The sequence below is a fragment of the Pseudomonas sp. G(2018) genome (assembly GCF_005502415.1).
GTDB lineage: Bacteria > Pseudomonadota > Gammaproteobacteria > Pseudomonadales > Pseudomonadaceae > Aquipseudomonas.
This window is the reverse complement of record NZ_SCOO01000035.1, coordinates 1-20,291: the sequence shown is the minus strand read 5'-3', so window position 1 is coordinate 20,291 and position 20,291 is coordinate 1. Positions and strand designations below refer to the sequence as shown.

The window sequence follows — 20,291 nt, the reverse complement described above, 5'->3', positions numbered from 1 at the left end:
AATGAACGTAACTATTTTGCATGGCTACAGTGCGTCCAATTCCGGAGATGGACTTCTTGTGGACTTGTCCATTGCCTTGGTACTGCGAAACTTTGGCGCCGACACCACGATCAACGTCGTTGCCTCAGACCCGAAATCATTCAGTTATCTTCCTTATAAACGCTATGGCGCACCGGTCATGGCGGCCAGGGGATTGAAGAGAGTAAAGGAGGCGATCTTCCTCAAGGAGTCTTATTCGGAGCTCGAGGATCTGTTGAGTACGACTGACTTGATTGTGGGCGTGGGCGGCGGCTACATGCGTTCGAAAAGCGCTTTGGAGCATCTCAAACTCAAGCTCGGTCATGCCAAGCAACTGGAAACGGCCATCCTCAGCAAAGTGCCGTCGGTTTACCTTCCACAGAACATCGGCCCCTTTCACGGCGAGAGCCGCCCTATCGTCGAGCACTACGCCAGTGCCGATGCGGTATTCGTGAGGGACAACAGTTCTTTGGCCCTGTTTGAGACCAATGAAAATGTTTATCGCGCGCCAGACCTGGCGGTCCAGGCGTTGGCGAGCAAGATTCTGGCACAACCAAAGTTCATCCATTGTGCCTCATCGCCTGGTGTGGTTTGCGTTGTACTGCGCAAGCCACCGCAATGGAGCAAAGAAAAGAAACGCGACTACGTTGCCAAGCTGAAGCTTCTGTTGAGGAGGCTGCGAGACAAAAGCAAGGTGGTGTGCGCTGTGCAAAGTTCTGTGCGTGGTAACGATGACGGGGCGTTTTACCGCGAGCTCGGTATCACTGAAGAACTGCTGCCTTTGAAAGCGACCCTGTCCAAATATCAACCTGACCTGGTGATTTCGGTGAGGCTGCACGGCGCCATCGAGTCGTTGCTCGCCGGTGTTCCAGCCTTTCACATTAGCTATGAGCGAAAAGGTTTCGGCGCCTATCAGGATATGGGTGTTGAAGACTGGGTGGTCAACGGTGGCGACATTGATGTCGATTACATCATTAACACTGTCTATGCCCCTGATGCGTTATCGCGTTTCGGCAAGAGGCTGACGGATACCTGTAAGGGCATCGAAGCTAAATCGGTAATGATGGACGATATCATCAAAGGGATTATTCGATGATATTTCGCTTGCTGCTTCGCGGAGGTGCGTTAGGCGCGAAGTTTTTGCTGGTACTGGCGGTCACGCGTTATCTGGGCTACGAAGCCGTGGGTTTTTACGGTGTCGTCATGGCTGCCGCGATCATTGCCTCGAAGTTCTACAGCGTAGGCTTCAGTTCTGAAATCAATCGACTGATCAGCATCGGGGGAAGTACACGGCTTGTCGTCGATAAGGTACTGCTGTTGTACCTGGCTGTGGGGTTGGTGTTATCGACGTTGACGGTTGCCCTTTACTCGCTCGTCAGTCATGTCGAGGCGAGTGCGGCGTTGATCGCCTGTGTCACGCTTCTGCTGTTGACTGAACACCTCTCCTTTGAAATCAACTCGTTTGTTTTTTCAGCGCAAAAAGCCAATTGGGGCGCCTTGCTGTTTTTTATAAAAACCGGACTTTGGGCGCTGGCTGCCGTTGGCGGGCTCATGGCAGGGGTGATTTCCACGATCGACAGTGTGCTATGGATGTGGGTGGTCACGAACGTCGTGGTGATGGTTGCCGGGTACCTCATTGTTGTTGACGTCCACCGCGGGCGAGTGGCCAGTGTCATTACCCCGTCTTCTGTCTGGAAAGCAGGGTTGCCGTTTTACCTGGGCGGCGGCCTGATGATATTGAGTCAGTACTTCGAGCGTTTCCTTATCGTCGAAATCGAACCTTATGCGAGCCTCGGCAAGTACGTGTATTCGTGGTCGGCCGCCAACACCCTGCAAGCGTTGTCGTATGCCGTGGTTGCGGTCGTTGGCATCCCGGTCCTTGCCAAGCGCTATAAGGACAATCCACAGGCGCTGACGGTTCGGCAACTGTTCCTGAACCAATGGGTGATGCGTTCCGTGGTGCTATGCGGCGCCGTCGCCGTGTTGATCTACGCCTTTTTCTACATTCTGCTCGATTATGTGGCGGTGGAAGTGCCGCGCCCGGATAACAAAATCCTGTCTGTTCTGATCTTTTCTTTTGCCCTGCGCGCCATCGGCGACATTGTTTGGGGAGGGCTGATTGCCTCGAAAAACAGTCGGGTTTCGGTGATCAGTGCAGCGGTTTGTTTGCTGGTTTCCTTGCCCGTGAGCTATGTGCTCATCAAGCATTTTTCAATTTATGGCGCAGCCTGGGGCAATGTGTTCTCGATTGTCGTGCAACTGGTCGTTATTGCGTTACTGACGCGATTTGCCCGGGAAAAGGGGATTTCGTAATGGCTTTATCTTTGCCGTCCATTGAGTTTCGTGGAAGCAAACTCGACTCATCCCTGTCGTTCCTCATCTTGTTCAGCGGCTTGTTTCTGTCCATTGCAATGCCGCTGCTGATGCACCGTGATCCTGGCCCCGATGCCATGACACTGTGGTCTTCCTACGCGCGTGCGGATAGCTGCAATTTCTGGAATCCCTTTTCTCCCGAGCGCTCTTCTTATGATTGCACGGCCTATGTGCTGCGTCCGACCGGAATCAATCTGGAAAACGCATGGGCCTACGGGATGCTGTGCAACCTGTTTTTGACTGCAATTCCCATCTTTATCTTCAGAAGAATGCCACTGACGATATTCCTGACCTTGTGTCTGTGGGGTGTTGTCAGGTCATTTTTCCTGGAGAACCTGACCAAGGAAATCATTGTTTCGGTGGCCATGATCGCCATCCTGTTGTTCTCATGTTCAAGAAAATACCGCGCCGGATTTTTCTTTTCGGCGTTGTTCTACGGCATCCTGGTCCGACCTTACTGGATACTGTTTTCGCTGGTCTGGGTCGGCGTCTGCATCATGAAAAAACACCTATCGCGGTTCAGTTTTTTCCTGATGTTGTTCGCGTTCTATCTGGCGATTGCAACGGCGATTCAACTGCTGGTGGGCTACTCGGTATCGTCCATCCGAGCCAATAGCAATGAACAACGTACCTTGGGCGAGGAAGGCTCGAAGTCATTGATCATATCGTGGATAAACGGCGGAGACTTTGTGTCACAGGCCCTGGATTCCATGATTATTTTTTTCCGGCTGTCATTCCCTGTGGAACTGATCCTCCTGTCCGGTCTGGGGCAGATCATCTTCGTGGTCCTGATGATGATGACCTCGATGCTGATGTTCAAGATCATGACTTCCCGTGACTACAAGGGCTTGAGCATCGAACCGAAAGTCAAAGAACTGATCGCGATTCCCCTGTCTTTCCTGTTGGTGCAAGGCCTGTTCGAGCCGGACTTCGGCTCCTTTGCACGACATTTCGCCATGGTGGTGCCCGTTCTGTTTGTGGGGCTGGGGCTGCAATTGCGTGCAAAGAAGCCTGAGTTAATTGAAACCAGAATATTGAACTGAGGTTCGTGTTCCATGCAAAGCAAGAACAAGTCGTTGGAAATAGAAACCCTTCGTGGGCTGGCGTGCCTGCTGCTGGTGCTCTATCACGTGATAGGACCGTTGGACGGTGGATTGAAAATAGACTTGGGGTCGCCATTTCGAGTGATTGCAGATTCGATGGTTTACGTCAGGATGCCACTGTTCACCTTTATATCCGGCTACATCTATTCCATTTACAAAGTAAGGGGTAACGATTTTTCCGCTTACTGTGTCGGTAAGGTCAGAAGGTTGATCGTACCGCTGTTTTTTGTCGGCATTCCCTTCTCGCTCCTGCAGGCCGTGGGGCCGGGAGTTAACAAGGACGTGAGCCTGCTCGATGCCTTGTTGTCGTTTTATCTACCGGTCAACCACTTCTGGTTCTTGCAGGCGGTTTTCATCATTTTCATGTTGGTCGGTTTTCTCCAGTGGCGCGGGCTGTTGCGCACACCCTTGCACCTGTATCTGTTGTTTGTGTTTTCGGCGGTGGTGTTCTTGATGCCGGCCTTTCCAGTTGATGCGTTTGGTATCAATGGGGCTGTTTATCTATTGCCTTTCTTTGTGACGGGGATGATCTGCCAGGAAAACGTGGGTGCCTTGAAGCGTTCGCTCAAAGGCATCGGGCCCGTTGTGTTTATCCTGATATCGATAGCCTTGCTCTACATTGCCACGGTGGATCGCGAGCTGATTGTTGATCGCAGAAGCCTCGTCGGATTGCTTGTGGGCTGTGTGTCCTGTGTCGCCCTGTTGTCGACGGACATGCGCTCGCGATTGCTGATCTGGCTTGGCGGGTATTCCTACGCCATCTTCCTTTTCCATGTGCTGTTTGCCGCCACGTCACGTTTTGCGCTGGGTCGTTTGGGTGTCACCGATGAGAGTGTGCTGGTCTTGGGCGGGTTGCTGAGCGGATTGATCGGGCCCGTGCTGCTGGCCAATGTGTTCAGCCGGTTCAGCCTGACTTCGGTGCTGTTTCTGGGTGAGCGCGCGGCTCGTAAATCCACCCCGGAAGCCGGATTGAAGGTGTCTCAATCCTGAGTGCCGATAGAGGAGGGAATCCATGATGGATGTCCCTGCGGTACCTCCCGTTCCGGTTCCCGTGATCGAAGTCAAAAGTGTTCGCCAACGGCTTGCGCAACTGGGTGAAGTCAAAGGGAAGGTGTTGGCGATCTCGGTGATCGGTGACAGCTACAGCGCGGGCCAGGACTTTTATCTCAATCAGCTCACTCAACGATTGGCGAAGGACTTCGGCTTCGCCGGGCCCGGCTATGTCGGATTCAATCATGGCGCGGCACTGGGCGGTACGAACTACAAGTACACCCGCAGCAACCAGCAGTACTTCGGCGGTGAGTGGGATGTTTCCGCGCTCGGGCAGGCGAGTCCCGACAGTCGCACCCTCACCGGGCAGGCGGGGGCCTATCTTGAGGTCGATGCCAGGCAAACCGCTGCCATCAACACGTCCATTGCCCAGGCCAGGTTATTTTACCTGGGCAACGGCAACGTCAATGAACTGCGGTATCGGTGGGGGGCGGGGGATGGCTGGCACCCGTTGCGCCTTGCCGGTTCGGGTGTCCAGGCTGTGGAACTGGCCGGCGTTCCAGCCAGCCCTGATTGGGCACTCAGGATCGAGGTAGTCAGAGGTGCGCCAACGCTGTTCGGCCTGTGGATGGCCAACGACAGTGGCGGCGTCAGGGTCTCCAAACTCGCCGCGTCCGGTGCCGCGTCGGCTGATTTCTATCACCCCGACAGCCAATGGCAGGCGCAGTGGAAGGCGGTCGTTGCAAAGATACCGGCAGACGTTTACCTGATCATGCTGGGCGGCAACGACCAAGGGTTTGGCGTAAAGCCCCAAGCGTATCTGGAGAACATAAAGGGGTTGGTGGGGATGATCCGCGACGTTCATCCGGCGGCGAGCATCCAACTGATCCTGCGCGAGGACACGACGCGATCCAGTGCCTATCCGATGTCGGATTATGCCCAGGTCCTGGAGCCCTGGGCGCGTTCACAGCACCTGGTGTATGCAAGTCTGCAATGCACGTTTGGTCCGGACTTCAAGCGCTATGCCAGCAACGGCCCAACGCCCATGATCGGTCCCGACAAGATCCATCCCATCCCCGGCACAGGAGGGCGGCTTATCGCAGACTTTTTCTATCGTTTGATCGTGGACGGGGTCGAAGCGGTATCGCCCCAGGGTGAGTGTGGCGCAGCGTTGAAATAATCATTCACTGCCCAGGGCAACTCATCCTGTGCTCGAAGCGTTCCAGATGGCCCAGCAGTTCCGCGGTTTTCAGCGGCATCAGATCGGGATCGCGGCGTGTCTCGACATTGATGACGATCGCCGCATCGCCCCGGGGAATGTGAACCCGAAAGCGCCAGTCGACGAAAATCACTTTGAGGCCGTCACGCTCGTCGACATCCAGGGCTTGGTGCGCATAGAAGTTCTTCAGGTAAGCCAGGAGAGGGCGCGGGTCGTTGATTCTTCGGTGGATATCGCCCGATGAGGGGAACACGCCGATGCGCTCCACCAGCAGGGGCGTGTCGGTGCCGATCCTCGCGGTCGAAGCAAACGACGGGTTGTTTGACAGCCACGCCATCGCTCCGAAGTTGCCCGTTTTCAGTTCGATCTCTACCGAGCTTTTTACTGTGTTCATAGTGGTCCGCCTGGATGAAAGAATGGGAACGACAGCTCCGGAGCGGGAGCGATGTGGGGGCTGGTTAAAGGCCCTTGAGATACAGCTGCTCATAACAGAAGTTGGTCGCGTCGATGTAGCCTTCCGCGCTACCGCAATCAAAGCGCAGGCCGTCGAACTTGTAGGCCAGTACGCAACCGTTTTTCGCCTGCTTCATGAGCGCATCGGTGATCTGGATTTCGCCGCCCTTGCCGGGTTGAGTGTCCGCGATCAAGTCAAAAATATCGGGGGTCAGAATGTAGCGCCCGATGATCGCCATGTTGGACGGCGCGTCCTCGGGAGCCGGCTTTTCCACCATGGTGTTGACCCGGTAGATGCCCTCTGAAATCAGGTCCCCGGCGATCACTCCGTATTTATGCGTCTGATCGCGAGGCACTTCCTGGATCGCCACGATCGAGCAGCGGAATTTTTTGTAGAGCTTGATCATCTGCGCCAGGACACCGTCGCCGTGCAGGTTCAGGCACAGGTCGTCGGCCAGCACCACGGCAAAGGGTTCATCACCGATCAACGGTCGACCACTGAGAATGGCATGGCCCAGGCCCTTCATTTCGACCTGGCGGGTGTAGGCAAAGGTGCAGGTTTCGATCAGCTCCCGGGTACTGGCGAGAAACTTTTCTTTTTCGGTGCCGCGAATCTGATGTTCCAGTTCATAACTGATGTCGAAATGATCTTCCAGCGCCCGCTTACCCCGACCGGTCACGATCGCCATGTTCTGAAGGCCGGCATCCCGTGCTTCTTCAACGGCATATTGAATCAAGGGCTTGTTGACGATCGGCAGCATTTCCTTGGGCATTGCTTTTGTTGCAGGCAGGAAACGCGTGCCGTAGCCAGCGGCGGGGAACAAGCATTTACGAATCATAGTGAGTTCCTGGGAAGTCATTGTTCACGACCCGCTGGGATATGACGTAACTTGGGTCGTGAGTTGCGATGTATTGCCAAGTTTACTTAATACATGAGGCGATTGTGGGTGGCAATTGTTAGAGGGTGGGCAGTGGGTAATTGTTATTAGTTGTCGGTATGAATGTTATTTAGTTAGTTTTAGTCGGTATGTGTTCGTGGTGTCGGGTTCTGCAAGGTGCTAATTAAGCAGGATGTTTAATTGCGGTGAGTGAGTGTTTTAAACACGGCGCTTGCCAGTTAGCCCTTCAAATATCCCCATTATGGACCGTTTTATGAAAATACTCGTAACGGGTGGGACCGGTTATATCGGTTCGCACACTGCACTTGCGCTGCTTGAGTCGGGCGCTGAAGTGGTTGTGCTGGATAACCTGAGTAATAGTTCCGCTGCCGCCTTGCATGCGGTGGAGGCCATCTGCGGTAAAACCGCATTAATGATTCAAGGGGATGTCTGCGACCGGGCCTTGCTGGACCGGATTTTCCAAGAGCATTCCATTGATGCCGTGTTGCATTTCGCCGGGCTCAAGGCGGTCGGCGAAAGCGTGCGCAAACCGCTTGAGTATTACCAGGCCAACGTCAGTGGCAGCGTCACGCTCTGCCAGGCGATGGCGGCGGCCGGCGTATTCCGCCTGGTGTTCAGTTCATCGGCCACGGTTTACGGCGCCCCTGAGCAGATGCCGATCCGTGAAGATTTCCCCACCGGTTCCCCCACGAACCCTTACGGGCAGTCCAAGTTGATCGTGGAGAACGTGTTGCAGGATCTGTGTGCGACGGACCCGCGCTGGAGCGTTGCATTACTGCGTTATTTCAATCCGGTCGGGGCGCACCCCAGTGGGCTCATGGGGGAGGATCCCCGCGGTATTCCGAACAACCTGGTGCCCTATATCAGCCAGGTTGCCGTGGGTAGCCTGCAAGAACTGTCGGTTTTCGGTGACGATTACCCCACGGTCGATGGCACCGGTGTGCGCGACTACATTCATGTGGTGGACCTGGCGGACGGACATCTCAAGGCATTGCAGGCGATCTCGGGGCGCACCGGCATCAACATCTGGAACCTGGGCACGGGTGACGGCTACAGCGTCCTGCAAGTGCTGCAGGCATTCGAACAGGCTTCGGGCCGACCAGTGCCTTATCGCGTGATGCCGCGCCGCCCGGGCGACGTCGCCGAGTGTTGGGCCGATCCCTCCAAGGCGGCGCAGGAGCTGGGCTGGAAGGCCACCCGGGATTTGCGGCAGATGATGATGGACACCTGGCGCTGGCAATCCGGGCATCCCGGGGGGTACCAGGGGTAAGGTTTTTTGCGCGAATGTTATTTCCGGTGGAAACGTTAAGGATCGTCGGAAAAATTGACTGGTCATGGGGGCGGTAAGCCCGTACATATAAAGACTGCCGTTCAACGTGTGTCAGTCATGCGGTGTTGGCGACGAATAACGGATTCGATTCGACACCCTGCGGCTTGATCATGTTCTGTAATTAACCGGACACCTGGTATCAATCCAAAGGGGCGAGTATCAGGGAGGAGTTTGATATGCAAAGAATGATGGTAATAGCCCTGTTATCCCTGACCAGCAGTTGGGCGCTCGCCGCAGAAGAACCGCTGACTACGGACACGGCAGTTGTCGGTAGCGTAACCTCTACGGAGGCCGTCCTGGCCGGCACGGCATTGGTTGCAGCGGGAGTTGCAGCGTCCAACAGTGGTGGAAGTTCCAATGGCGGAACCACCGGCACCACCGGCACCACTGGCACTACCGGGACCACCGGTACAAGTAACTGAAAAATCCCGCAGGTTTAAATACAAGATCGCCCGGTTAATCCCGGGTGATCTTGTTTTGGTTTGCCCTTGAATAGCGTAGTGCCATTATGAATCGTCGTTTTCCTTTTTTAATGCTGGCAAGTATTGCTTTGCAAGGTTGCATGTTTTCGCCGGGTCAACATCTAAGTACCAGTGATATCACTCGTGAAGGGTCCAGCGAAAGCAGTCGGGTCGAGCTGATTCCGATCACCCCAAAGCTGATTGCCATGGAAAGAGCCACACCTGCGCGCGATTCACTGCCTGCGGAATTGCTGGCGGCACCGGCCGAGTACCTCATCGGCAATAACGATGTCTTGTACATCACGGTTTGGGATCACCCCGAACTCACCGCGCCTTCGGGGGCGCAGCAGCAGATCGATGCGAACGGACGCCTGGTCCGATCCGACGGCACGCTCTATTACCCTTACATCAAAGAAATCCGGGCCGCTGGCAAGACCATCCAGCAACTGCGATCCGATATCGCCGAGAAGTTGTCGACGTTCATTTCCGATCCGCAAGTGGATGTCGCCGTGTTGCGCTTTGCCAGCCAGAAAGTCGTGGTGTCGGGCGCTGTGCTGAAGGCCGGTCCGCAGCCGATTTCGACCAACCCGCTCAGCGTTGTCGAAGCCTTGGGTTCCGCGGGTATCGATCCGTTGAATGCCGATCTGTCCGGGTTGCTGTTGACGCGCAACGGTCGGGTCTATCCGCTGAACCTCGATGCGCTCAATCAACAGGACTCCGAGTTGCAGAAGGTCTACCTGCGAGGCGGTGACCAGTTGTACCTGCCGTACAACGACAACAAAAAGATTTATGTGATGGGTGAGGTCAATCAGCCGCGCGCGTTGACGTTCAAGACCCGCACCATGAACCTGTCCGACGTTATCGGTTCGGTGGGCGGGTTGAATCAGACCACGTCCAACGGCAACGCCGTGTATGTCATCAGGGGTGTGGAAAACCTGGATGTGGAACCGGCGAAAATCTTTCAGCTGCAAGCCGAATCGCCTACCGCCATGGCCCTCGCCACGCACTTTGATGTCCACCCCAAGGACATTGTTTACGTTGGACCTGCCAACGTCACCCGCTGGAACCGCTTCATCAGTCAATTGGTGCCATCGGCTTCGATTATCGGCATCGGCGCAGCCGCGCAAAACAACATGAGCGAAGCCAACAACCGATAAGGCCTGATCCAACTGTGAGAACGTTGAATGTTAGCGTCTGCTTGATGGCGGCCTTGCTGTTGTGTGGATGTAATCCCCTGATGACGGCCACGTTGACCAACCTGAAAGGGGCGGTCACCGGGCCCGATGAACTGGACGTGACACCGGCCCAGGTGGCCGCGATTCGTTATCCCCAACTCAAACTGACCACCCCTTCCGGCGAGGGGGTGTTGGCGATGGTGCGCCAGCGAGATGACTTGCAGTACTGGGTAGCGTCCGGCAAGCAAGTGCTGTTGCTGCGCGACGGTTTGGCGGTGCGCAGCGTTGGCCTTGGTCTGGAGGGCGATCTGGACGGCACTCGTCTGGCCGACACCTCGCCTTTCAAGCAAGGCCTTCATCGCGTGCCCGATGGCTACAGCAGTCAACGCTGGATCGATCTTTATCACGGCTATGAAACGGGTGTGGCGTTGAACAGCCGTTTTGCGCGACAGCCCATGGAAACCATCAGGATTCTGGACAAGGAATACGCTGTGCTGCGTGTCGATGAGCAGATTGATGCACCGGCGATTGGCCTGCATGCGACCAATCACTATTGGGTCGATCCGGACAACGGTTTCATCCTGCAGAGTGAGCAGCAGCTGACGAAGCAATTGCGGGTGAAGATCGTTCGACTGACCTCTGAACGCGAGGTTGTCCGTTGAAGTTTTCCTCCCTGTTATGGACATGCCTGCTGCTGGTCACCAGCGGTGTGAGCGTGGCGGCGGTGACCGTCAGTGGCGATGTACGCAATCCGGGGCCGGTCGACCTGCCTGCCGGCGCGCGCGTACTGGACGTGATCCGCTCTGCGCAACCCAACCCTGAGGGCTACTGGCTGGCCGCCGCCTGGTTGCGCCAGCCGTTGCTCGACGAGCAGACGCGCCTGAAAGCCGGTGTCCTGTTCGATTTGAAAGTCTTGCAACGTACCGCGTTGCTCTTCGAGCAAACCGGTCGCGCTGCGTTAGCGATGCAATTGCATGAGCAAGTCAGCCGTTGGCCGGTCACGGGACGTCAGGTTGCCATACTGGACCCGATCGCTGTGGAGGTCGGGTTTGCTCGCAACTTCCGTCTCGATGACGGCGACAGCCTGGTCTACCCCATGCGTTCGAACGTGGTTGAAGTGCTGGGCGCCGTCGCGCAGCCGTGCCGGTTCGAGCATCGCGCCATGCTGCAGGCCCGTGATTACCTGCAGGCGTGCGCGCCCCTTGCCGATGCCGACCCCGATTACCTGTGGCTCATCCAGCCCGATGGCGTGACCCGCCGCGTCGGCATTGCGCCGTGGAATCGCGAGAGCGGCCAGGTGCCTGCCGCCGGCAGCAAAATCCTGGTTCCCGTGAGAACCGACGATCTAAATCCGCCCATACCTGAACTGAATCAGCAGTTGGCTGAATTTCTTGCCACACAAACGGCTGAGGTGGTTCCTTGAGTTTACGTTTTGCAGCCGTGTTGTTATTGCCTTGTGGATTGGCCCATGCCGAACCGCGATGGACTCAGAATGATTTTGGCGGGGTCGGGTTGTTGCAGACCCCCACGGCCCGAATGGCGCCTGCGGGCGAGTTGAGCGTCAATGCCAATCGCACCCGTCCGTACAGTCGCTACAGTGTTTCATTGCAGCCATTCGAATGGCTTGAAGGTTCGTTCCGCTACACCGCGATCACCAACCGTCCCTACGGCCCGGAGTCGCTCAGTGGCGACCAGAGCTATAAAGACAAGGCCGTGGACGTCAAGCTGCGCCTGTGGCAGGAAAGCCACTGGGCGCCCGAGCTGGCCCTGGGGTTTCGCGACGTGGGGGGCACCGGGTTGTTCTCCAGCGAATTTCTGGTGGCTAACAAACGCTACGACGACTTCGATTTCAGCGCCGGCATTGCCTGGGGATACCTGGGTAATCGGGGTGACTTCGATAACCCGGCGGGCTGGATCGACGATCGCTTCAAGACCCGGCCTGAGGGCGAGGGCGCCGGTGACGTCAATACCAATGCCTATTTTCGTGGAAGGCCCTCGTTCTTCGGTGGCGTGAGCTACCAGACGCCCTGGGATCCTCTCAGCCTGAAGCTCGAATACGAAGGCAACGACTACAAGAACGAGCCCAAGGACAACGCCATCAAGCAGGACTCGCCGATCAACATTGGCGCGGTGTTCAAGCTGACGGATTCGGTGGATCTCAGCGCCGCCTGGGAGCGCGGCAACACCGCGATGTTCGGCATCACGTTGCACACCAATTTCGTCAGCCGCAAGGCGCCGGCCAAGGCCTACGACCCGCCGGCTGAACGCCTGCCTGCGCAAGCACCGACCACCGCACCGGATCAGGTCAACTGGGCCGACGTGTCCCAACGCCTGCAGAAAAATGCCGGTTACAAGGTCGAACGCATCACTCAGCGGGGGCCGGAACTGTTCGTGTACGGCGAGCAGACGAATTACTTCCATTCGGCAAAAGCCGTTGGCCGTGCCAGCCGTATCCTGGACAACAGCGTCAACGACGACATCGACTGGTTCACCCTGGTGAACAAGCGCTATGACATGCCGCTGGAAGAAACCAGCGTGCCTCGTCAAACGTTCCGCGAAGTGGTCAACAATGAAGAGCCGCTGCAAAGTCTGCATCGCACCACCGAGGTCAACGGGGCGATGCCGCACGCGGAGACGACGCTTTATACCCAGGCGCGTGATCCCTTCAACTACGGTGTCGGCCTGGGCTACAAACAGAACGTCGGTGGTCCTGACGGGTTGCTTTATCAGGTGACGGCCGATGTGGATGCCGAGTACCGCTTCACCCGCAATACCTGGTGGAGCGGTCTGCTCAGCGTGAATCTGCTGAACAACTACGACCACTTTACCTACGATGCACCGAGTGGATTGCCACGGGTGCGCACGGATCTGCGCCAGTACCTGACGACCTCCGACGTCACCATGCCCACCTTCCAGTTCAACCACGCCAAGCAGTTGGATAAGGACCTGTATGGCATGGTTTACGGTGGCTATCTGGAGTCGATGTTTGCCGGCGTCGGTGGTGAGGTGCTGTTTCGTCCGGCAGGTGAGCGCTGGTCGGTCGGCGCGGACCTGAACTATGTTCGCCAGCGTGATTTCGACCAGGGCTTTGGCCTGCGTGACTACTCGACCGTTACCGGCCACGTCACCGGTTATACCGACTTGCCATTCGATGCCCAGGCAGCCGTCAGTGTCGGACGTTACCTGGCGCGGGACTGGGGGGCCACGGTCGACCTGTCGCGCGAATTCTCCAACGGTGTGCGCTTCGGTGCCTGGGCCACCATCACCACCGCGACTAGTGCGGAGTACGGTGAAGGCAGCTTCGACAAGGGCATTTACCTGTCCATTCCTTTCGACGAAATGATGAGCATGTCGACCATGCGCCGCGCCAATATCGTCTGGTCGCCATTGACCCGGGACGGCGGTGCCCGGCTCAACCGCAGCTACTCGCTGCATGCCATGACCGATAGCCGTGACAGTGACCTGTTCTACCGTAACTTCGAGAAAATCACTGAGTGATGGCGGGCGATCTACAGGGCGACAAGCCTTGTAGATCGCAGAGCCCACACGCGAAAGGGAAGACCGTGGCCGGTCCGTACCCTGAGCCTCCAGCGCGGCGCTCGCTGCGTTTCCGACCCCCTATGAAACATCCCTTGGACAGACTGTGCCGGGAACGGGCACGCGTCGCTGATCCTGCGGTTTCGTTTGGCTGGCGCGGCAACTCAATGCAGCCAGCGGAACTCAATCCTTACCCATGAAAAAGGGGACTTGCGTCCCCTTGATGTGTTGCCTGTGCCCGACTATCCGCCCATCAATAGATGTCCTTGGAGAGCAAGGTGAAAGGGGTCTTCACCAGGATTTTCAGGTCCAGCCACAACGACCAGTTGTTGATGTACTTGAGGTCGATCTCGACGCGCTGCTGCATCTTGTCGAGGGTGTCGGTCTCGCCGCGGCATCCACTGATTTGAGCCAGGCCGGTGATGCCCGGTTTGATTCGGTGGCGAGCCATGTAGGCGAGAATTTTGCCGGAGTAGTAGTCATTGTGAGCAACGGCATGCGGACGCGGCCCGACAAGGGCCATGTGGCCTTGCAAGACATTGAACAACTGCGGCAACTCATCGAGCGAGGTACGACGGATGAAGCGTCCGACCGGTGTAATCCGCGAATCGTTACGGCTGGCCTGTTTCACCTCGTGATCGTCATGGACGCGCATCGAGCGAAACTTCCAGACCTTGATCACCTTGCCGTTCCAGCCATGACGGTCCTGTTTGAAGAAGACCGGACCCTGGGAGGTGAGTTTGACCGCCAGGCCAATGGCCAACAGCAGCGGGCTCAGAACGACGATAGCCATCAGTGCCACGCTCTTGTCGAGCAGGCTCTTGCTTAGCGCGGCGGTGGGTTGGCTGGTGAGCGGGCTTTCATTCAAATGGATCGCCGGAAGGCCATCCACATCACTCACCGAGTGATTGAGCAGGGTCAGGCTATTCAGGTCCGGCACCCAGACAACATCGACGTGTGCATCGAGCAAGTCGCCGTACATGGCTTCGATCTGTGCCGCCTCGCTCAGGGGCAACGTGATGTACAGGCGTCGGATCTCGTGGGCCTTGATCAGGTCCAGCAGCGCTTCTTGCGGGCCAACGACAGGAGGTGCATCCGCCTCCAGCAGAGGCGTGGAGTCGGAACTGACCAGGCCAACCAGCGGGAAGTGCTCAAGTGTTCGAAGTTTGCTGGCCAAGCCCAAAGCCAGCTCGCCAGTCCCCACGATGAGCGTTTTGCGCTCACGTTGAAGCGAGCGTTGGTAGTACTTCGAGAAACCCTGCAATGGGACATACAGCAGTGCCTGCCCGACATAACTGCCGATTGCCCAGACCAGAATGATTTGACGGGAAAACAGTTCATTGGCCTTGCACAGGAAGGCCACAATAGCCAACGCCGCCAAAGTCATTGCCCAACCCATCAATAATCGGATCAACCCTTCCAGGTAATTATCCTTCTTGGCATAAACACCACACCATGTATAGGCGGGCACCGATGCCAGTACCGTCAGTGTTGCGCACACACGATAATAAAACTCTACCGTTCCCGTCTGGTTATAAACCAATAGAAGTAACAGGGTGACAACAAAACCCTGACCCAATGCCCACTGTCCCCAGAAGGTCAATCCTTTGAGAGTGGTATTTCGATTGATACGAAGATTGTTAACCATGCGATATCCCCAAAATACGTCCATACGCGAGTCGACAGACAAGAACCAAAGTTGATCTGGCAAGTGTTATTGTTTTTATAAGAGGGCCATCCGTTGACGAACTGAAACGCCAAAGGGCGGCGCTGTCGTCAGTAAACAGATTAAGTTATTGCCGTGAGGGGTGTCTGACGACTTCTAACGGGGCGTTAGTGTGGGTGGCCGATATATCAGGGTGGCAGGGGCGTTATAAATAGTCGATGTTGTAGCAGGGTGATGTGGGTTTTTATCGAAGGAGAGGCCAGGGTGAGAGAGAAGCAGGTCGGTGTGCATTATTGTTATTGTAGTGCACGGCCAGTGGATGTTTTATTTGTTTAGATCAGGCTTTTTCCACGTACGATTTTTTGTATCAGGCAATACCCGCGATTTCTGACTGCACGAAAAAGACGCTCGCCATTGCTGGCATTCTTGAACTTCTCCTGCAGTCGACTCAGGCACATTTCGAGACCTCGATAGTGTTCGGGCTCTCTACCGATACTACGGATAAGGTCATCCTTGCTGACGACACGATCATCATGATGCAGCATTTTCTTGAGCAGTGTGGCCTCCAGGCCAGTCAAGACAATCTCGATATCATCCTTGATCAAAGCGCCGTTGCCATTGCTTAATCGCCAGGTTTCGGCGGCCGAATGAGCGAGGCGATCCCGCGTGTCATCCTTGGCTTCAACTGTAATGGATGCGATGTTATTGCGCTGAGTAGCGGACTGGGCCGCTTGCCACTCGGACTTGAATGTCGAAAGAATGCGCTGTGTATCATGCTTGATAACAGGTGAGACCATTCTTTCCACGTGGGGGTAAATAAACTCCATGAGTTTAGGGGCGGAGGAGGGTGGGGTCACGCCTTCAACAAACATTTTTGCCTGTGAGGTACCGAACGCGTTATAGCGCTTGCTCGATAACAGTGCCTCCAGCTCAAGTTGAAGTGCGGGGCTATGGGTGACTACGACAAAGTATTTTCTCGGGAGGTTTGTGCTGCTTTCCATGTCTCTCTCCTGAATTGCACGCCTGGACGTTGGTTTAAAGGTTGTCGGCAGGGGAGTAATGGCTCCCTTGAAAGTAATCAAAGGGCAACGCTCGCGCCAGTACATGGCTAGCAGCATGCTCGACGCTGTCCGCTATAAAGCAGACTTTGGTGTTATGAGCCTGCAGGGTCATACGCTCATAAAGTCGATTGAAGAGTTCCGGGTTGCTCGTAAGCTTGAGGCTCAAGTCTAGGGATGAAATAGATATCTTGATATAGTCGAATAGATTCAAGGTTGTAAATATCTCGATACTTTCATCGTAGATATTGAAACCGTCGAATGCGATTTCAATGCCGTGATCTTTCAATTGATACACGTTGTGGAGGATTTTCTTTTTATCGGTGAAGCTGACCGCCGGCAGGGGCAGTTCGTTTAGTGCGACCACCAGTGTCTGGCCGAAACCACGCAGGGCGTCACTGCACTGGATCAGCTCCTCGGTGAGGGCGGCATGGGCGAGCGCTGACTGCTCCACGCAGACAAAACGACGGCTCAGGTATTTGTTTTGGCTAGACAGGTTGCGATCTTTCAATGAGAAAGCGATCAGACGGGTCTGCATCAGTGCTTCACTGTAGATGCCATTCATCTGATGTGTCGCCGGTGCGTAGGATGCAAGGGCGGACAGGACCTGACTGTCGTCAGATTTTATTTTGATCTCGCTGCCAAATGGGCAGTCATCGCGTGTAAGAATCAATTGCCGAGACAAGTAATGATTCGCACGCTCGAAGCGAGGCACGCATTCGGTTGCGTTCATGATGCAAAAACTCCATTGCATATTGGTCATCAGGTGGTAGAAATAAAACCCCTGATCAGGCGATATCCATGCCCGCGAATACTTTGAATGGCGTTGGTGCCATACAGATCTTTAATTTTGCCGCGAAGGCGGCTGATCGATTTTTCCAAGGCTCTTGGGTCATAAAAATTGATATTAAGGCCCATGACGTTGGCGATTTCGTCATGACTTAATATGTGGCTTTTCGTCTGAGAGAACGCTTCAAGAATCCGCATTTCTGCAAACGATACATCAAGCTTTTTATCGTCCCCGATCAGGCACATGCGCGTGGGGTCCAAAAGCAGAAGGTCTTTTTTCTGCCATTCCGGACTGCTGAAGATCCCGGAAAATACCTCGGTGTTTTCCTCGGGCATATTGTTGAATTTCATGCAGTAATCGGCGCCGGCAAGATAGTATTTCATCTTGTTGTAGGTGCCCGACCCGGTGATCGCTGCAAAAATGATCGACCCGATATTGTCTGAGCGAAGATCTTCAATCAGGGCAATGCTGTCAGTAATCGCCTGTGGGCTATCAATGATCACAAAAATCCCGCGGTACAACTCCAGGTGCTTGTTTCTATTGAACGAGTTGCTGTAGCACGTTGCTACTACTGGCATATCGGAACCAGCGTGCCTGGTGACTAATTCCTTGAAATTCTCCGCCAGCATGTGGGTCCGCCCAATGGTGAGAATCCCTGTCTGCTCCTTTGCCTGGTTGTGATATGAAGTCGTTGTATTTCCTGTAAGCATCATGCTTTGATCCGGCTGGGTGCTGACATCTGGATGTTAAAGCACCGATTCTCATTTGTGACTGACAATTGGTAACATTTCATCGAAATTTGAAGTGGTCGGCTGGTTTTTTTAACGTTGCGGGTGAATCTGGCGTGATCGTTGGCGTTCTTGAGGTTTGGATGGAGAACTCTACAGCTAAATTGCCCACGTCAAAGCAAACATAGCACTATGCCATCCTTTTCTCGATCTCCCGATTTTCCGGCGCCATAAGCTTGACGCACGGCTGAGTGTTGGTATCGATTCTAAATTGCTATCGAAAATTAATATCCACTGAAATTTTGTGTGTTTTGGCATTAGCTGATGCTGTCTCCGTTAGAGGTGTTTCGTACGAATGAGGGATATATAACTTTTCTTTCGTTAGTTCTGGCGGTGGACATTTGATAACAAACGGTTTTATTGCACGGCTTGATGCGTTTTACTCTCGCGTTCGCCAAGTAGTCATTGTCAGGTCTTGATTGGGGTCAGGCTCGATTCGTTCTTTTCGAGTGGATCCTGTTGCAATGAACTTCAGGCGTTTAAATTGGCAGCAGGCCCTTCATGGAATGTTCATGAGGGTCTAACGGGGGATTGATGGATCTTTGGACCACTGTATCGGTGTTGATTCTGGGATTGGTTGAAGGGCTCACCGAGTTTTTGCCCATCTCCAGCACCGGGCACCAGATTATCGTTGCAGACTTGCTCGACTTCGGCGGTGAGCGGGCAATGGCCTTTAATATCATTATTCAACTGGGCGCCATCCTTGCGGTCGTCTGGGAGTTTCGACACAAGATCCTCGAAATCGTCAGCGGTTTACCCACCCAACGCAATGCACAGCGTTTTACCTTGAACCTGTTGATCGGTTTCATGCCGGCAGTTGTCCTGGGGGTATTGTTCGCCGACAAGATTCACGAATACCTGTTCAACCCGATCACCGTGGCGATGGCCTTGGTGGTGGGGGGGATCGTCATGTTGTGGGCCGAGGAGCGCAACCATGTGGTGTACGTCGATCATGTCGATGATATGCGCTGGCCAGATGCTCTCAAGGTCGGTTTCGCACAATGCCTGGCGATGATTCCCGGCACCTCGCGCTCCGGATCGACCATTATCGGTGGACTGTTGTTTGGCCTGTCACGCAAGGCAGCGACCGAGTTCTCGTTCTTCCTGGCCATGCCGACCATGGTCGGCGCCGCCGTCTATTCCGGCTACAAGTACCGGGATCTGTTCCAGGCCGGCGACTTGCCCGTATTTGCCCTGGGCTTCGTGACGGCGTTCCTGTTCGCCATGATCGCCGTTCGAGGCTTGCTCAAGTTCATCGCCAACCACAGTTACGCGGCATTCGCCTGGTACCGGATCGTATTCGGTCTACTGATCCTGGCCACATGGATATTCGGTTGGGTCAACTGGACGGAAGCAGCGGCGCTCTGAATGTGTGCACTCGGCCGTGGTGTCCCACGGCCGAGTCACGCTTAACGTCCCTCGAGCAACTGCGCCGCCTGATCCAGCAACGCCAACGGTTCCTTGGCCTTGTGAATGTCCACCGACAACAACTGCCGAAACTTGCGCGCCCCCGGAAACCCGGTGCCCAGCCCCAACACATGTCGAGTGATGTGGTGCATCGAACCGCCGGCATCGATGTGCGCAGCGATGTAAGGCCGCAACTGCGCCAGCGCTTCGGCTCGCGTGATCACCGGGGCGGTGCTGCCGAACAGCTGCTGATCCACCTCAGCCATCACATAAGGATTGTGATACGCCTCACGACCCAGCATCACCCCGTCGAAGGTCTGCAAATGCTCGTGGCAGGCTTCCAGCGTCTTGATCCCGCCGTTGAGAATAATCTCCAACTCCGGAAAGTCCGCCTTCAACCGCGCCGCCACGTCATAACGCAAGGGCGGAATGTCCCGGTTCTCCTTCGGCGACAACCCCTCCAGAATCGCAATCCGCGCATGCACGGTAAAACTCGTGCACCCGGCCTCGCGAACCGTGCCGACGAAATCGCACAACTCCTCATAACTGTCGCGGCCGTTAATGCCGATGCGATGCTTCACCGTCACCGGTATCGACACCGCATCGCGCATCGCCTTCACACAATCAGCCACCAACTGCGGATGCCCCATCAGGCACGCGCCAATCATATTGTTCTGCACCCGATCACTCGGGCAGCCGACATTCAAATTCACCTCGTCGTAACCGTGATCCTGGGCCATGCGCGCGCACGCCGCGAGATCCAGCGGCACACTGCCGCCCAACTGCAACGCGAGCGGGTGCTCGGCTTCGTTATGACGCAGGAAACGTTCGTGATCACCGTTGAGGAGCGCACCGGTGGTGACCATTTCGGTGTAGAGCAGGGCGTTTTTCGACAGCAGGCGCAGGAAGAAGCCGCAACTGCGCCAGCGCTGCGGCTCGCGTGATCACCGGGGCGGTGCTGCCGAACAGCTGCTGATCCACCTCAGCCATCACATAAGGATTGTGATACGCCTCACGACCCAGC

General features: G+C 55.5%; 19 protein-coding genes and 1 pseudogene. 12 read left to right on the top strand and 8 right to left on the bottom strand.

Translation table 11 applies throughout. The annotated features are described in order from the left end of the window. Position 1: 1 nt before the first annotated feature. From FFS64_RS25490 to FFS64_RS25470, 5 genes are read left to right on the top strand one after another with little or no spacing between them, the layout of a single operon-like run. Positions 2-1,114, top strand: coding sequence for a polysaccharide pyruvyl transferase family protein (locus FFS64_RS25490; RefSeq protein WP_137807637.1), 1,113 nt, complete (start codon positions 2-4; stop codon positions 1,112-1,114). Continuing rightward, on the top strand, positions 1,111-2,331 hold the full coding sequence (locus tag FFS64_RS25485) for a polysaccharide biosynthesis C-terminal domain-containing protein (RefSeq protein ID WP_137807636.1): 1,221 nt from the start codon (positions 1,111-1,113) through the stop codon (positions 2,329-2,331). Before FFS64_RS25490 ends, FFS64_RS25485 begins: the two co-directional genes overlap by 4 nt. Then, positions 2,331-3,434, top strand: coding sequence for a hypothetical protein (locus FFS64_RS25480; RefSeq protein ID WP_137807635.1), 1,104 nt, complete (start codon positions 2,331-2,333; stop codon positions 3,432-3,434). The genes FFS64_RS25485 and FFS64_RS25480 overlap by 1 nt, the downstream gene beginning before the upstream one ends. 12 nt (positions 3,435-3,446) lie before the next feature. Then, positions 3,447-4,484: an acyltransferase family protein gene (locus FFS64_RS25475; RefSeq protein WP_137807634.1), complete on the top strand. Its 1,038-nt coding sequence runs from the start codon at positions 3,447-3,449 to the stop codon at positions 4,482-4,484. A gap of 22 nt (positions 4,485-4,506) precedes the next feature. Next, complete coding sequence (locus tag FFS64_RS25470) at positions 4,507-5,664, top strand: SGNH/GDSL hydrolase family protein (RefSeq protein ID WP_137807633.1); 1,158 nt, start codon at positions 4,507-4,509, stop codon at positions 5,662-5,664. 4 nt (positions 5,665-5,668) lie between these two features. Here FFS64_RS25470 and FFS64_RS25465 read toward each other — a convergent pair whose 3' ends face one another. Together FFS64_RS25465 and galU are read right to left on the bottom strand one after the other, a co-directional pair. Further along, positions 5,669-6,097, bottom strand: a complete 429-nt coding sequence (locus FFS64_RS25465) for a mannose-1-phosphate guanylyltransferase (protein ID WP_137807632.1) — start codon at positions 6,095-6,097, stop codon at positions 5,669-5,671. 64 nt (positions 6,098-6,161) lie between these two features. Next, positions 6,162-6,995, bottom strand: coding sequence for a UTP--glucose-1-phosphate uridylyltransferase GalU (galU, locus tag FFS64_RS25460; RefSeq protein ID WP_137807631.1), 834 nt, complete (start codon positions 6,993-6,995; stop codon positions 6,162-6,164). A gap of 313 nt (positions 6,996-7,308) precedes the next feature. On the opposite strand from galU, the gene galE reads away from it, so the two are divergent. From galE to FFS64_RS25430, 6 genes are all read left to right on the top strand, one after another. Further along, positions 7,309-8,325: a UDP-glucose 4-epimerase GalE gene (galE, locus tag FFS64_RS25455; RefSeq protein ID WP_137807630.1), complete on the top strand. Its 1,017-nt coding sequence runs from the start codon at positions 7,309-7,311 to the stop codon at positions 8,323-8,325. A gap of 236 nt (positions 8,326-8,561) precedes the next feature. Then, positions 8,562-8,807: a hypothetical protein gene (locus FFS64_RS25450; RefSeq protein ID WP_137807629.1), complete on the top strand. Its 246-nt coding sequence runs from the start codon at positions 8,562-8,564 to the stop codon at positions 8,805-8,807. A gap of 86 nt (positions 8,808-8,893) precedes the next feature. Continuing rightward, complete coding sequence (locus FFS64_RS25445) at positions 8,894-10,003, top strand: polysaccharide biosynthesis/export family protein (RefSeq protein ID WP_372241879.1); 1,110 nt, start codon at positions 8,894-8,896, stop codon at positions 10,001-10,003. A gap of 14 nt (positions 10,004-10,017) precedes the next feature. Continuing rightward, a complete protein-coding gene (locus FFS64_RS25440; protein WP_137807627.1) occupies positions 10,018-10,683 on the top strand; it encodes a YjbF family lipoprotein in 666 nt (221 codons plus the stop codon). Then, complete coding sequence (locus FFS64_RS25435) at positions 10,680-11,444, top strand: capsule biosynthesis GfcC family protein (RefSeq protein WP_137807626.1); 765 nt, start codon at positions 10,680-10,682, stop codon at positions 11,442-11,444. The genes FFS64_RS25440 and FFS64_RS25435 overlap by 4 nt, the downstream gene beginning before the upstream one ends. Next, positions 11,441-13,519: a YjbH domain-containing protein gene (locus FFS64_RS25430; RefSeq protein WP_137807625.1), complete on the top strand. Its 2,079-nt coding sequence runs from the start codon at positions 11,441-11,443 to the stop codon at positions 13,517-13,519. Before FFS64_RS25435 ends, FFS64_RS25430 begins: the two co-directional genes overlap by 4 nt. A 292-nt stretch (positions 13,520-13,811) precedes the next feature. On the opposite strand, the gene FFS64_RS25425 is transcribed toward FFS64_RS25430, so the two are convergent. From FFS64_RS25425 to FFS64_RS25410, 4 genes are all read right to left on the bottom strand, one after another. Beyond that, on the bottom strand, positions 13,812-15,206 hold the full coding sequence (locus FFS64_RS25425; protein WP_137807624.1) for an undecaprenyl-phosphate glucose phosphotransferase: 1,395 nt from the start codon (positions 15,204-15,206) through the stop codon (positions 13,812-13,814). Between the two features lie 350 nt (positions 15,207-15,556). Continuing rightward, on the bottom strand, positions 15,557-16,225 hold the full coding sequence (locus FFS64_RS25420; protein ID WP_137807623.1) for a helix-turn-helix domain-containing protein: 669 nt from the start codon (positions 16,223-16,225) through the stop codon (positions 15,557-15,559). Positions 16,226-16,259: 34 nt separating this feature from the next. Next, positions 16,260-17,015 carry an EAL domain-containing protein gene (locus FFS64_RS25415; RefSeq protein WP_137807622.1) on the bottom strand — a complete coding sequence of 252 codons (756 nt, stop codon included), beginning with the start codon at positions 17,013-17,015 and terminating at the stop codon, positions 16,260-16,262. A gap of 29 nt (positions 17,016-17,044) precedes the next feature. Beyond that, entirely contained in the window at positions 17,045-17,785 is a 741-nt protein-coding gene (locus FFS64_RS25410) for a winged helix-turn-helix domain-containing protein (RefSeq protein ID WP_256660532.1), read from the bottom strand. A 609-nt stretch (positions 17,786-18,394) separates the two neighbouring features. Between FFS64_RS25410 and FFS64_RS25405 the strand changes: the two genes are divergently transcribed. Further along, the gene (locus FFS64_RS25405; protein ID WP_137807621.1) at positions 18,395-19,228 is read left to right on the top strand and encodes an undecaprenyl-diphosphate phosphatase; all 834 of its coding nucleotides are present in this window, start codon (positions 18,395-18,397) and stop codon (positions 19,226-19,228) included. Between the two features lie 41 nt (positions 19,229-19,269). Here the strand turns inward: FFS64_RS25405 and dusA are convergent, their stop codons facing one another. Next, positions 19,270-20,172: a tRNA dihydrouridine(20/20a) synthase DusA gene (dusA, locus tag FFS64_RS25400; RefSeq protein ID WP_137807620.1), complete on the bottom strand. Its 903-nt coding sequence runs from the start codon at positions 20,170-20,172 to the stop codon at positions 19,270-19,272. Beyond that, positions 20,102-20,291: pseudogene (locus FFS64_RS31485) on the bottom strand (tRNA dihydrouridine(20/20a) synthase DusA); the annotation flags it as partial. The pseudogene FFS64_RS31485 and the gene dusA, both read right to left, overlap by 71 nt.